The sequence below is a fragment of the Vibrio sp. 397 genome, assembly GCF_033339395.1.
GTDB classification, from domain to species: Bacteria; Pseudomonadota; Gammaproteobacteria; order Enterobacterales; family Vibrionaceae; genus Vibrio; species Vibrio alginolyticus.
This window is the reverse complement of sequence record NZ_JAWOUN010000003.1, coordinates 45,573-58,191: the sequence shown is the minus strand read 5'-3', so window position 1 is coordinate 58,191 and position 12,619 is coordinate 45,573. Positions and strand designations below refer to the sequence as shown.

13 protein-coding genes are annotated in these 12,619 nt (G+C 45.0%); 5 read left to right on the top strand and 8 right to left on the bottom strand.

Annotated features, from left to right (window positions below; all coding sequences use genetic code 11):
• The first annotated feature begins 215 nt into the window (after positions 1 to 215).
• Together R7P36_RS05755 and R7P36_RS05750 are read left to right on the top strand one after the other, a co-directional pair.
• A complete protein-coding gene (locus R7P36_RS05755) occupies positions 216 to 500 on the top strand; it encodes a pyrimidine/purine nucleoside phosphorylase (RefSeq protein WP_005383244.1) in 285 nt (94 codons plus the stop codon).
• A 132-nt stretch (positions 501 to 632) separates the two neighbouring features.
• Positions 633 to 914: a hypothetical protein gene (locus R7P36_RS05750; RefSeq protein WP_025768744.1), complete on the top strand. Its 282-nt coding sequence runs from the start codon at positions 633 to 635 to the stop codon at positions 912 to 914.
• Between the two features lie 3 nt (positions 915 to 917).
• Here R7P36_RS05750 and R7P36_RS05745 read toward each other — a convergent pair whose 3' ends face one another.
• Entirely contained in the window at positions 918 to 2,066 is a 1,149-nt protein-coding gene (locus R7P36_RS05745; RefSeq protein ID WP_053308037.1) for a GGDEF domain-containing protein, read from the bottom strand.
• A gap of 507 nt (positions 2,067 to 2,573) precedes the next feature.
• Between R7P36_RS05745 and R7P36_RS05740 the strand changes: the two genes are divergently transcribed.
• The gene (locus tag R7P36_RS05740; protein ID WP_005374400.1) at positions 2,574 to 3,914 is read left to right on the top strand and encodes an MATE family efflux transporter; all 1,341 of its coding nucleotides are present in this window, start codon (positions 2,574 to 2,576) and stop codon (positions 3,912 to 3,914) included.
• A gap of 97 nt (positions 3,915 to 4,011) precedes the next feature.
• Here the strand turns inward: R7P36_RS05740 and R7P36_RS05735 are convergent, their stop codons facing one another.
• The 3 genes from R7P36_RS05735 to R7P36_RS05725 form a co-directional block, all read right to left on the bottom strand.
• Positions 4,012 to 5,691 carry an RluA family pseudouridine synthase gene (locus tag R7P36_RS05735; protein WP_213900007.1) on the bottom strand — a complete coding sequence of 560 codons (1,680 nt, stop codon included), beginning with the start codon at positions 5,689 to 5,691 and terminating at the stop codon, positions 4,012 to 4,014.
• A gap of 117 nt (positions 5,692 to 5,808) precedes the next feature.
• Positions 5,809 to 6,429 (bottom strand): DsbA family protein, encoded by a 621-nt coding sequence (locus R7P36_RS05730; RefSeq protein ID WP_213900008.1) that lies wholly within the window; start codon positions 6,427 to 6,429, stop codon positions 5,809 to 5,811.
• The gene (locus tag R7P36_RS05725) at positions 6,423 to 7,289 is read right to left on the bottom strand and encodes an MBL fold metallo-hydrolase (RefSeq protein WP_213900009.1); all 867 of its coding nucleotides are present in this window, start codon (positions 7,287 to 7,289) and stop codon (positions 6,423 to 6,425) included. The genes R7P36_RS05730 and R7P36_RS05725 overlap by 7 nt, the downstream gene beginning before the upstream one ends.
• Positions 7,290 to 7,415: 126 nt before the next feature.
• On the opposite strand from R7P36_RS05725, the gene R7P36_RS05720 reads away from it, so the two are divergent.
• Positions 7,416 to 8,303, top strand: a complete 888-nt coding sequence (locus R7P36_RS05720) for a LysR family transcriptional regulator (RefSeq protein WP_213900010.1) — start codon at positions 7,416 to 7,418, stop codon at positions 8,301 to 8,303.
• A gap of 94 nt (positions 8,304 to 8,397) precedes the next feature.
• On the top strand, positions 8,398 to 9,201 hold the full coding sequence (locus R7P36_RS05715; RefSeq protein WP_025516303.1) for a Cof-type HAD-IIB family hydrolase: 804 nt from the start codon (positions 8,398 to 8,400) through the stop codon (positions 9,199 to 9,201).
• A 107-nt stretch (positions 9,202 to 9,308) separates the two neighbouring features.
• On the opposite strand, the gene R7P36_RS05710 is transcribed toward R7P36_RS05715, so the two are convergent.
• From R7P36_RS05710 to fghA, 4 genes are all read right to left on the bottom strand, one after another.
• The gene (locus R7P36_RS05710; RefSeq protein WP_005464976.1) at positions 9,309 to 9,698 is read right to left on the bottom strand and encodes a hypothetical protein; all 390 of its coding nucleotides are present in this window, start codon (positions 9,696 to 9,698) and stop codon (positions 9,309 to 9,311) included.
• A gap of 24 nt (positions 9,699 to 9,722) precedes the next feature.
• Complete coding sequence (locus tag R7P36_RS05705; protein ID WP_005383270.1) at positions 9,723 to 10,820, bottom strand: GGDEF domain-containing protein; 1,098 nt, start codon at positions 10,818 to 10,820, stop codon at positions 9,723 to 9,725.
• A 5-nt stretch (positions 10,821 to 10,825) separates the two neighbouring features.
• A complete protein-coding gene (locus tag R7P36_RS05700; protein ID WP_005374384.1) occupies positions 10,826 to 11,281 on the bottom strand; it encodes a hypothetical protein in 456 nt (151 codons plus the stop codon).
• Between the two features lie 444 nt (positions 11,282 to 11,725).
• Positions 11,726 to 12,565, bottom strand: a complete 840-nt coding sequence (fghA, locus tag R7P36_RS05695) for an S-formylglutathione hydrolase (RefSeq protein ID WP_005374382.1) — start codon at positions 12,563 to 12,565, stop codon at positions 11,726 to 11,728.
• Positions 12,566 to 12,619 lie beyond the last annotated feature (54 nt).

The window sequence follows — 12,619 nt, the reverse complement described above, 5'->3', positions numbered from 1 at the left end:
TACACATCTTATTGATGGTTTTGTTGTTTGCTCACATTCATTACTTCGCAGTTTTTCTTGCTCGGTTTAGGTCGCCTGATTAATCCTCGTGAAAAGAGGTTCTCGCTCAGTAGCAAAGGATGTGCGTTATTACGTTGAGTTTAATGGCTTTCAAAGCTTGAGTAACGGAAAGAAACAAGGTAAAAAAGAGCGGACTTTTGATAAGGAAACCAATAATGAATATTAAGGAAAATAGCTATTTTGCTGGTAGTGTAAAATCACTAGGCTTTAACCAGAAAGATCAGGATGTTAGCGTTGGTGTGATGCTTCCTGGTGAGTACACGTTTGGTACTCAAGCACCAGAGCGTATGACGGTTGTAAAAGGTGCGCTTGTGGTCAAGCGTGTTGGCGAGAGCGATTGGACGACTTATCAAAGTGGTGAGTTTTTTGAAGTGGAAGGTAATTCTTCATTTGAGCTTCAAGTGAAAGAAGCGACTGCGTATTTATGTGAGTACTTCTAGCGTTCATTTGTTGCTCGTCATAAAACCACCTTCGGGTGGTTTTTTCGTCTATGTGCTTCACTTATAACGCATCTTTTTGGTTATTTGGGTATATACTTAATAAAAATGTACCCATCGACCAGGGAGGAAGTGATGGCAGTACAACGCAAGCATTCTGATCTCCCTCCTCGTTACGAGGACAAAGATCTCACCAATGAGCAAAGACAGCGCTTTACCGAAGTTGCCAATGCCGCTCATAAGAGACGTGAATTTTATCGACGTGCTCTAGGAAAGAGCTTAATGGGCAAAATGAAGGGCCGTGCGTTTAAAGATTACCCCACTCGTCAGCAAGACAAGCCGAACAGAACGTTGCAAGTAGTGTGGTTAATCGTATTCCTCGTTGTGGGGCTTTGGGTGATGCATGTGTTCGCTTAGTCATTAGCAAGCTTCTGGTACAGCTGGTGCATCAGATGTTGACTGTTCTTCCGTATTGCAGTGCTCATAAAAGGCGTACTGGTTTTTACCAGTATGTTTAGCTGCGTACATTGCTTTATCTGCACATCGAGTCAATTCAGACAAATCCTTTGCATCTTGCTTATAGATAGCAGCACCTACACTCATCGTTAACTCGTTAATCATATCGTAGCTTCGGTAACCTGTCGGAAACAGATTTACGATCCGTTTTAGGATGCTGTCGAGGTCATCTTTACTTTTTACATCGTAAAGCATGATTACAAACTCGTCGCCCGCAAATCGAGCGATGGAGTAGTCGTGTTTATCTGTTTTTCTGTCTTTGTTGCGAATGTTATTTTTTAATCGAGTTGCGAAGGCTTGAAGTACTTGGTCACCAATATCGTGCCCGTAGGTGTCGTTGATGTGCTTGAAGTTATCGATATCGAGAAAAACCAATGCGGTGATGCTGTCATCAGATGAGTGCTTGATTTCATCGAGCTTTGCGCGCGCCCAAGTCTCAAAGCTCCAGCGATTGGCAAGCCCAGTGAGCTGGTCAAAATATGCTAACTCCTCAATCCCCTCACGATACAGTGTTTGAATGTAATTGAGGACTTTCGTGTAGTAATACGAGAACGTGTGACACACAAACGCGGTCGCTATCAGGGTCAGCATCAATCTCCGCTCTATGATTTCTGTGGCTGCTGGCAGTCGATCTAAAAAAGCGACCCCAAAAAAGATCAGTAAAATGTAGGTACCACTGAACAACAGACCGACCTTAAACTCATTAATTAATACCAGAGTGGCGACAATAGGATATAGCCATAACATTTTGCCTGACGGAGCGTCGTTATACAGAAGTAACAATAACCCTTCGAACATTAAGACAGCACTTAGCCATAAGTCGGCGTATTGATGGTGCCGCTGGACTTTTATTACATAACTGATTGCTAAGCATGCCAAGGCACACAAAGCATGGAAAAAGCTTAAACCCCAGTTATTCTCAAGTGATTGAGCAATGGAACCATAAGTTAAACAGGCAGCGGCGATACTGGAGCATAAAAAGACAATTTTCTTTTTTCTTGTTGAACGGATGTCCGCCATTTCTTCTAAGCGCGCCCCAGCCAATGTCGACATTATGTATCCTTGCTTAATTAACGTGTACGCTTATTCTAGGCGGTATTTTCGCGATAAATAGAACAACAAAGTTTCCAAATGTGATATCAGTCATTTTTAGTGCAAAGCCATCAGTGTGATTTGGTGCGAGTGTTCAAAGAGGAATGGTGGCGCATGCAGGTTTTCATGACGGTTCTTCATGGCTCTATATGGTTGGACTGATAAATCAAAGTAATGTATCTAGTTAGACACATTTCTATTGATTATCCTGATTCTGTTCGGTGCTCGTTGATTGAGAGTATTGTTCACCAATCTCTGCTCTACGTATCGTCAAGGCATATGTCGTTTCGAAAATGCATTAGAAATATTTTTCCGAAACAGGGCGAAATATTGTTGTCGTTATGACCAATATGCGACTAGAATCCGCGCTAAATCACAACCTCATATCGAGCTTCGTTCGAGTCACTATTTTTAAACTGCTTCACAAATATTGTGAGGCAGTTTTTAGTTGTAGGAAAGGTTACAAGCATGCCTAAAAGCCAAAACATCAACCAACGAATGTCCATCGTGGCATTAGCTTGGCCAATTCTTGTCGAAATTTTGCTACGGACGGCTTTAGGAACCAGTGACGTGTTCATGCTGAGTGGCTACTCAGACAAAGCCGTATCCGCTGTTGGTGTGATCACGCAGATTACCTTCTTTTTAATCATCGTTTCGACGTTTGTCAGTAGCGGTACGGGGATTTTGATTGCCCAATACAATGGCGCTGGACGCGAGCAAGAGTCAGTGAGCGTTGGTGTTGCGAGTATTGCGTTGTCTGTGCTCGTCGGTGTGCTATTGAGTGTGATTGCCGTGCTTGGTGCGATGTATCTACTCCCGTATTACGGCTTGGAAGCGCAAGTCGAGCAGTACGCTCATGAATATCTGCTGATAAGCGGTGCGATGACGTTTAACGTTACGATTGGCGTTGTTTTTACAACTATTCTGCGTAGTCATGGTTATTCACGTTCCCCAATGGTGGTGAATTTGATCTCGGGTGTGTTCAACATCATTGGTAACTATATTGCGCTTTACCAGCCATTCGGTTTACCTGTGTATGGTGTGCAAGGTGTAGCAATAGCAACCGTCGTCAGCCAAGTCATCGGTACGTTAATGTTATGGTTTATTCTCGCTCGCAGTAGCATTGAACTACCAATGTCGACTATGAAACAAGTACCGGCAGAGATTTACAAAAAGATCTTAAAAATCGGCGGTATGAACGCGGGTGAAGTGCTGTCTTACAACGTGGCGCAAATCTGCATTGTGTACTTTGTGGTGCAAATGGGGACGGCATCGTTGGCGGCTTTCACTTATGCACAAAACATTGCCCGTTTCTCGTTTGCTTTCGCGTTGGCAATTGGTCAGGCAGCGCAAATTCAGACTGGTTACTACATCGGTAAAGGTTGGGTGAGCAGCATTTTAAAACGCGTACAAATCTACTTCTTAGTGGGATTTGTGGCATCAACGGCGGCAACCACACTGATTTACCTGTTTAGAGAAGAGATTCTGCGCGTATTTACCGATCAACCAGAGATACTCGCATTGGCCGGTTCGTTAGTCATGGGCTCAATTTTGCTCGAGGCCGGACGTGTGTTTAACCTGATCTTTATCGCGGGGCTCAAAGGCGCGGGTGACATCAAGTTCCCAGTGCAAATGGGGATTTTGAGTATGTGGGGACTAGGCGTGCTTTTCTCTTACATCTTTGGCATCCACTTGGGTTATGGCGTTTTAGGGGCTTGGATGGCAATCGCACTCGATGAATGGGTGCGTGGTATCATCATGGCAAGGCGTTGGCGTTCTCAGGTGTGGACCAAGTTTAAGGTGAGCTAACGGTTTTCGGTATCGCGCATCACGCTTATTCTGTTGTTAGAAACCAAAAAAGGCACTGATAGTCAGTGCCTTTTTGTTATTTAAAATCTGGAAGACGTTAGAATTCGCACTCAGCTTTGAACACCATACGCTCTTTGCTGTATGGATGATCCAGCTCTAGCATCTCAGCATGCAGGTGTAAGCGATTCGCTTTTTCGCCGTATAAACCATCACCAACCATTGGCATGTTTAACCCCATGTGATGAGCACTGTGTACACGTAGTTGGTGAGTTCGCCCGGTTTTCGGATACATGTATACCTTGCTGCGTCCATCTTTGACTTCAATCAGTTGCCAGTAGGTTTCCGCATGTTTCCCGTGTTCAAAACACACCAGTTGACGTGGGCGGTCGTCGGGGTCACCACGCATTGGCAGTGAAATTTCCCCTTCCGGCTCGTTTAATACGCCTTCGAGCAGTGCCATATAACGTTTTTGTACGCCGCGAGCCATAAACTGTTTTTGCAGACCCTTGTTCGCGCGCTTGGTTAAGGCAAACACCAAAATGCCAGAGGTCGCCATGTCGAGACGATGAATCACAAACGGCCCTTCCACATCAGGGTACATCGCTTGTAGGCGCGTATAAGCAGAGTCCTTGATAGTTTTACCAGGCACTGAAAGTAAGCCCGAGGGCTTGTTGACGACGACCATAGCGTCGTCTTGGTAGATTATCTCTAGTTCTTTGTCTTCTGCCCAATTCTCCGCCAATGGATTAGGTTCGACATCCAGCCCTTGCATCATATGGCCCAAAATCGGCTGACATTTGCTGTTGCACGATGGGTAGAATTTTTTGTGTTGGCGAACTTCAGACTTTGGCGACACACCCCACCAAAATTCTGCCAGCGCCAGCGGTTTGAATCCGTGTTTAAACGCGTATTGAAGCAGTTTTGGCGCAGCACATTCCCCTGCACCTGCTGGTGGTATTGGGTTTGTGGTGTCCGTAAAAATGTCCACCAAGTCGCGTGTTTCGCCATGGCTGTTTAGGAAGCGGTATTGTTTATGCAGTTTGTGCTGTAAAGCGTTGGAGAGCGTCTTGCGCTGCTCTTTCAGGTGAGCAAGTTGCTGCTCTAACTCGGCCAATCGTGCTTCTTTGGTTGCAAGCTTTTCATCCCACGCTTGCTTTAAGTATTTGAGAACATTTTTCTCGGCGACACTTTGTTGACCCAACTCATCCAACAAGATTTTGAGATCATCGGCATTGAGCGTTTGCTCGCCCTGTTGGCGCTGTCGTTTGCGTGCGGCGCGGCCATCAATCATCACTTGGCGCTGTGTTTGCTCCTCTTGCTGATAAGCGGCTCGGTCGGCTTGGATTTGCGCTTTAAGATCTGCCAATTCCGGATTCGCAGCACAGGTTTTGTACTCCGCATTGGCGGCGTTGATGGCATCCGTTTCTGCGCGGAAGAAGCCTTCATCGGTCAGCATGTCGTACACAGGAGGGACAAATCCTGGAATCAAGTTTTGGTCGGCAATTTTGCCAGAAAACGCACTTAAAAAGCCGAGCTCGCCTTGAGGGCTTTTTACCAGCAATACGCCAAACATTTTGCCTCGCCCCGTTTCTTCATTAACCAAACCAAAATCGTGTTCGAAGTCGGTTTGCGCTAATAAGTGCTGTTGCAATTGCTTTGCGGCCACAACGCAAAGAGGATGCGGCGTGTAGTAGAACGGAAACGTAAACTGCGTTGGTAATTCATAGTCAGAAGTATCAGCAGTAAAACGTGTAAAACAATGTTCAGGCGAGTGCATGGTGGGTATCCGCGCGAGTAAAAATTCGAGCGAGGATTGTACCTGTTTGAGTCAGGATTGCCATGTCGGTGTTGGCACTCGCTCTTGGATTAAGGGCAAGAGCGAGTGGGGAAGAGTTTATTGCAGTTTTTGTAATGCAAGCTTCCACTGTGCCGGTTTGTCGTAGTAGGCCGAGTGCGGCAAGGTCAAGTACTCGCCATTTACTTCTGCAATCAGGGTTGGATAACCACCAACGTGCAACTGGCGCATCAATTGTCGGCTAGTGCGAATTCTCTCACCTAGTTCGGCTTCGCTTAACGTCATGTTTTGCTCCCACGCATCACTTGTTAAACCTAGCGATTCTGCAATGGCTTTGAGCGTCGATGCTTCATTCACTTTTAACCCGAGCTGATAATGCGCAGATTGGATGGCCTTTAGCATGTGCCATGGATTCAGCCCCATTTTCTCCGCACTCAAGATCGCTTGTGTGGGTAGATAAGAATCAAGAACAAACGCATCTTCGCTTTTCACGCGTTGCAGATATGCTTCACCAAACGTTGCTCCGGTTTCGGTTACGATACGAGCGTCACTGTTGATGATGTGCTGACGAAATTCAGATTCAATCGCGCGTTTCTCAATCATACCGCCGGGATGAAGCTCTACCTTAAATTGAGAGGTGTCCATCAAGGCTTCGATGAGTGGTGATGCCCCGTAGCACCAACCACACATGGGATCGAAGAAGTAATGCACGGTTACCATGACATTTCACCAGTATGCACTTTTGCACCGATTTCTAGCGCGATTGGCAATTGAGCTTCTGGGTATTTCGCTGACATGGTGTCAATGAGTTGAGCGCTGTTATTGCTGTGTTTTTTCGCTTGCTGAAAATCCTGCAAGTATTGTTGCGAGTAGCGAATAGTGTCTGCGTTCAGCTTTGTGCCTGCTTTCATGTGACCAGGAATGACCACTTGAGGTTTAAGCGCAAGCATCTCGCTAAGTTGCTGCTCCCAAGCATTGATGGCGGTTTGGTCTGCGGCATCTGCCATCCACAAATGTACGTTTGAGTACACGGCTACGTTACCCAGAATCGCTTTGTTATCTGGAATCCATAGGTAAGGGCGGTGTGCTGATGTGCCATGGTTACCACGGATTTCAATCTTATGACCTTCTAGCTCTAATGATGCTTTATCGTACGCGACAGGGATCACTGGTTTTACCGGTGCGTTTGCGCCAAGCTTTGGTCCCCAGTACGCCAGCTTTCCAGCCAATTTCTCTTTAATAATTTTTTGAACCGCAGGCGTTGTGATGATCTGCGCATCAGGGAACTGTTGGTGTAAGGCCTCTGCGCCAAAGTAGTAATCTGGGTCCGCTTGACTGATAAAAATGGTTTTAAGTGTTTTGCCTGAGTCCAGCACTTTAGCGGCAATGCGCATCGCGTCAGCTTTGGTGAAGCCAGTGTCGATAACCATGGCGTCAGTCTCACCGTATACCAAGGTTGAGTTTACGTGGAAGCTGTTACCGTCGGCGTTGTAAACCTCAAGGGTAAGGGGAGAGTGGTTTGCCGCTAGAACTGAGCTTGCCATTAAAATGGATGCAGCAATCAAAGTGAATTTTTTCATAATAAGCTCCTAAAGAATTTGGGGCCAAGCGACCATGGCTTGGGAACGGGAGCTATATTAGGAAATTGATACGCTCGGAAAAATACACAATAATGTGCATCACTATTTCTTATTTCGAGCAAATGTATGGATAGAGTAACGGCAGCAAAAGTGTTTGTGGATGTGGTGTATTCTGGCAGTTTTACCTCGACCGCAGAGCGGTTAGACATGTCTCGGCCAATGGTGACTCGTTATGTAGAGGCGATGGAGAACTGGCTGCAAACTCGTTTGTTACACCGCACCACGCGCAAGGTGTCCCTCACCACCGCAGGGGAGCGCAGCTTGCCTCAGATTGAGCGCTGGTTAAAACAGGCCGATACATTAACGTCGAACATTGCCGCTGATGGTGAGCTGTCCGGAAAAATCCGTCTTGCGTCTAGTACTTCATTTGGATTCTCACAGTTGATCCCCGTAGTAAACAGTTTTATGCAAAAGCACCCCAAAGTGCATATCGACATAGATCTGCAAGATTCAGTGAGTGATCTAACCGAACAACGTATCGATCTGGCGATCCGAATTGCGTCAGATCCCGATCCTTCTTTGATTGGTAAGCCGATTGCGGTGTGCGAATCGGTGTTGGTAGCATCACCGCAATATTTACAAACTCACCACGCGATCGCGCATCCGCGAGATTTATCTTCACACGACTGTTTGGGATACAAAAACTTTGAGCGCCACGTGTGGCATTTGTCTCAGGGCGACCAGTTCGAATCGGTGGGAATTGAGTGTCGCCTAACCAGCAATGAGGCCACGGCGTTATTGCATGGCGCTTTACAAGGCATGGGTATTTCGATGTTGCCAACTTACTTGAGCAATATCTATCTCAAATCGGGTCAGCTTGAGTCGGTGTTGCCGGATTGGAAGCCAAATGATCTCAACATTTACGCGCTGTATTCATCACGTAAACACTTGTCTCCTGCGGTGAGAGCTTTCATCGATCACAGTGAAGATTACTTTAAACAGCATCCTTGGTAATAGCGAAAGGCGTCGTCATCCCGACTTGAGATTCATACAAGATCCTGTACCTTACATGGATATATTTTCGCAGCGTCATTTAGAGTTTTAGTTAATGTCACAAGTTCGCATCAAATTTATTGCTTCCGATATGGATGGCACATTGCTTGACCAATACGGTCGTTTGGATCCGGAGTTTTTCGATCTGTTTTTGCAACTGGAAGAGCAAGGTATTTTGTTCTCCGCTGCGTCTGGTCGTCAGTATTACAGCCTGCGAGACACGTTCGCGCCAATCAAAGATAGAGTGTTGTATGTGGCCGAAAATGGCACCTTGGTGATGTACCAAGACAAAGAGCTCTACAGTTGCGCCATTCCTAAAGCGGAAGTGGCGGAGATTGTGAAAGCGGCTCGTGAAATTGATGGAGCGAACATCGTATTGTGTGGCAAGCGCTCGGCGTACATCGAAACGCATGATCAGCAATCACTGGAAGAGTTTCAAAAGTACTACCATCGCTGTGAAACGGTGACGGATTTGCTTGAGGTCGAAGACGAGTTCATCAAGGTAGCGATTTGTCACTTTGACGGTTCGGAAGAGCTCCTGTTCCCGACCATGAACGCGAAGTTTGGTGCAACGCATAAAGTTGTAGTGAGCGCAAAAATTTGGCTGGATGTGATGAATGCCGAGGCATCTAAAGGCGCGGCCATTAAGCATCTTCAAGATACAATGAATTTTACTCCGGCCGAAACCATGACGTTTGGTGATTACCTCAACGACCTCGAAATGCTGCAAGTCAGTGAGCATTCGTACGCGGTTGCCAATGCGCATGAAGAGATTAAGAAAATCGCTCGTTATTCTGCGCCAAGCAACCAAGAGGCTGGGGTACTCAAAGTGATTAAAGAGAAAGTGTTAGCGAAGTAACGCCCTCCTTTCGATGTTACTTTCTTGTTAACGTAAAAAGCCCCGCAGTACATGCGGGGCTTTGTTTTTTTGTGTGTGATGGGAGGGGGGAGTAATGTTCCCGTTTTTTAGCGCACGTAGTTGGCAGTTGCGCTGACTAAAAAGTGCTGCAACTTTCCATCCGATTTTGGTACCCACAAGTCGTTGTGGTATTGGTAGATACGGCCATTGACGGTCACAGACAAGGTGTTATCACCCGTTTGTTCCATGCGAATAAACTGATCCGAAGTGACCAAAAACGGCTCTTGTTCTTCAATGCTCTGACCCGTTGCCAATACGAAGTAACCGAATCGGTTACCAGCATCCGGATCGGTTGAGTAGATTCGATGGCCAACGAGGCTATAGTCGTCGTTGAGTGCCTGCTCAAGCGTTTTTTGCCCGATGGTTTCGTGCGATGGAATAAATACCCAAGCCAACACACCTGCCGCAATGACTGCCAGTAGAAGCAGTACTTGCATGAACTTTCTCATCATATATACCGTTTAACGTTGAAATTTCATTTTGTACATGCGCTTATCCGCTATGCTGATAAGAAAGTCAACATTGTCACTGTCTTTAGGGTATTGCGCTAAGCCCATGCTTGTTGAAAGTGTTGAGACTTTATCGGAGTTTAATATTTGTGCATCAAAGACGGTATTTATCTGCTCACGTACGTTCTCTTCATTGAGATGTTCACCTTCAAGGATAACCGCGAACTCATCTCCTCCCATGCGATAAACAGTAAAATCATTGAGTGCCATAGAATTAAGCCGCCTAGCGATTTCCCGCAGTACAGTGTCGCCAACTTGGTGTCCGTGTGTGTCGTTGACTTCTTTAAAACCATTTAAATCTAGAATCCAGAGAGAAAAGGGCCTTTTTTCTTGAGTAAATTTGTTTAGGGTTATGAATAGTGCATTGCGGTTCCCTAGGTTCGTCAAAGGGTCGCTTAGCGCCAATTTTCTATGGAAATGGGATTCACGATAAAAGAAATAAGTTAGAGAGATAATCGACAAAACGAACGTCGCAAACAACATATATTGTGCTTGCATTAAGCGCTGGGTTTGACCTTTTTGTGCTTCATAAGCTTTACTGCTTAGACGGAAGTTTTGATTAACGAAGTCTATTAAGCCTAAATATAGTGTTTGAGTTGAACGATAAAATGCAGCAGCAGCTTGGCTATCACCTGTTCTAGCTTCTACTAGTTGTTTTTCTAGCTCTTTGAACTCTTCAAAAAGGTTAATGAAGTAAAGGTGCATGTTGTTCCGAGAAAAGAACTTATTGGCTTTCGTGCTACTGGTCAATAAGTCAAAGCGACTCCACGCTAACTCGTATTGAAGCTCTGCACCATCAATATTCAATACGTTTTCATCTAACCGTCTGGCCTCGCCGACAAGTTCTGATAGTTCTTTGGAGAGTTGGAATAAAAACCAAGTCGCTTGTTTTTGTTCGTTATTAAAATTTTGTGAGAGTGAACGTGTTTGCTGTAAAAGCACGACATTCGCGAGGAGCAAAGAAACGGCAAACACCACCAGCAGCATTTTGCTGGTGGTAGAATATTGCAATATTCTTTGTTTCTTAGAATAGGGTTCTGATAACTTCATTCTTATTATTTTTCTTTTATTTCATTTACTTGCCATACCATTTGCGCATGATATTTATTGTAGTTTAGCTCTGGATAGAGATTGAGTGGATATATCACCCAGAAAGGGCCTTTATTCCTGACTTTTATGTAATTCTGATCTTGTTGATAAGCCAGTATTGGTTGATATCGAAGAATATCTTGTCGGGACAATGTCGAGTGATAGTCATTTAAGCTGCTGATATCAACCTGCTCTGGTACCTTTCCGTAGACGTGTGTAAGAAGCGTGCTGAGTTTAACGCCTAAAAACTCTGACGAAGCAGGAAGCCAAGGCAATGTCATCGTGTAGCTAGTGGTAGGTAAAGCTTGGATCTCTTCCAGTTCCAGTATGACACTAGGCTGCTGGCTACTACTAAATACGATCGTATTTGCAGACAAGAATGGCGCAACAAAAAACAGACCTAGCGCGACTATCTTTTTCATCATATGCCCTTTTGAGTTTTATTCTTTTTTCTTAGCTAGGACAAAGGTGCTAGCGGTAATTTATTTATAATTATAGAGCCAACCGGATGAGATTTTATAATACGTTATGTTTCAAAAATAACTGTCGGTTTACGTCACGTCAAGGTTATTAAGTTGCTTCTTAATTAAAAGCTCAGAGTATTGGGATGATGGTAGAGTTTCGTAATGATTTCGCGGTATTTAATTGGTTTTTAGTGCAGCTTTGTGTCATTTTTAATAAAGATACTGTGTCGGAAATGAGAATTTAATAAGGCGAGAAATGGATGTCGAATTTGCTCTTAAGTTACATTATTTTACATATTTAAATCATCGATATTCAGATATGTATTTGTTAGTACGTAAAGAAAATAAAGTCACCTAGTTTTGGTGACTTTATTTTTTATTTCATGAGCTTACTTAAATTAACTATGCAAACAAATATTTTGCATGGAAGTTGAGGTGCTCTTCAATAAAGCTTGAGATGAAGTAATAGCTATGGTCATAGCCTGGTTGCATTCTCAAGGTTAGGTTTGAATCGTGTATTTTTGCCGCAGCAATCAGCGCTTCCGGTCTAAGCTGCTCATTTAAGAAGCCATCAGCATCACCTTGATCAACCAAAATTGGTAATGGTGATTGTTGTTGTTTTAGAAGTTCACTTGCATCGTATTGCTTCCAGCTTTCAAGCTCCTTGCCTAAGTAAGCAGTAAAGGCTTTTTGTCCCCAAGGGCATTGCATTGGGTTACTGATTGGACTGAACGCTGAAATAGAACGGTACTGTTCTGAATTTTTCAGACCAATGGTGAGCGCTCCGTGGCCGCCCATACTGTGACCGGAAATTGACTTCACGTCAGAGACTGGGAAGTTACTTTCGATGATCGCAGGCAACTCCTCAGTCACATAGTCGTACATACAGTAATGCAGTGACCAAGGTGCTTGCGTCGCATTAAGGTAAAAGCCAGCTCCTTTTCCTAGGTCATAGCTTTCGTCGTCAGCGATACCTTCGCCTCTCGGACTTGTGTCTGGTGCAATGATCGCAATGCCAAGCTCGGCCGCCATACGAAATGCGCCCGCTTTCTGCATAAAGTTCTCATCGGTACACGTTAAACCAGAGAGCCAGTATAGCGCGGGTACGGGATTTGATTTCGTTGCGTTAGGTGGCAAGAATATCGCGAAGCGCATGGTGCAGTTTAGGGCATTGGATTCGTGTGTATATTGCTTGTGCCAACCGCCAAACACTTTGGCTTGGCTTACATTTTCAATGGTCATGAATAAACTCTCTAATTAGCAGAAGGAATTCAGGCTCCCCAAAAGGAGAGCCTG

Coding starts and splice junctions, on each gene's coding strand:
- R7P36_RS05730 (WP_213900008.1), bottom strand. CDS start 6,429: ATGGTAACCGTGCATTACTTCTTCGATCCCATGTGTGGTTGGTGCTAC.
- fghA (WP_005374382.1), bottom strand. CDS start 12,565: ATGACCATTGAAAATGTAAGCCAAGCCAAAGTGTTTGGCGGTTGGCAC.
- R7P36_RS05750 (WP_025768744.1), top strand. CDS start 633: ATGGCAGTACAACGCAAGCATTCTGATCTCCCTCCTCGTTACGAGGAC.
- R7P36_RS05710 (WP_005464976.1), bottom strand. CDS start 9,698: ATGCAAGTACTGCTTCTACTGGCAGTCATTGCGGCAGGTGTGTTGGCT.
- R7P36_RS05745 (WP_053308037.1), bottom strand. CDS start 2,066: ATGTCGACATTGGCTGGGGCGCGCTTAGAAGAAATGGCGGACATCCGT.
- R7P36_RS05720 (WP_213900010.1), top strand. CDS start 7,416: ATGGATAGAGTAACGGCAGCAAAAGTGTTTGTGGATGTGGTGTATTCT.
- R7P36_RS05755 (WP_005383244.1), top strand. CDS start 216: ATGAATATTAAGGAAAATAGCTATTTTGCTGGTAGTGTAAAATCACTA.
- R7P36_RS05725 (WP_213900009.1), bottom strand. CDS start 7,289: ATGAAAAAATTCACTTTGATTGCTGCATCCATTTTAATGGCAAGCTCA.
- R7P36_RS05740 (WP_005374400.1), top strand. CDS start 2,574: ATGCCTAAAAGCCAAAACATCAACCAACGAATGTCCATCGTGGCATTA.
- R7P36_RS05715 (WP_025516303.1), top strand. CDS start 8,398: ATGTCACAAGTTCGCATCAAATTTATTGCTTCCGATATGGATGGCACA.
- R7P36_RS05705 (WP_005383270.1), bottom strand. CDS start 10,820: ATGAAGTTATCAGAACCCTATTCTAAGAAACAAAGAATATTGCAATAT.
- R7P36_RS05735 (WP_213900007.1), bottom strand. CDS start 5,691: ATGCACTCGCCTGAACATTGTTTTACACGTTTTACTGCTGATACTTCT.
- R7P36_RS05700 (WP_005374384.1), bottom strand. CDS start 11,281: ATGAAAAAGATAGTCGCGCTAGGTCTGTTTTTTGTTGCGCCATTCTTG.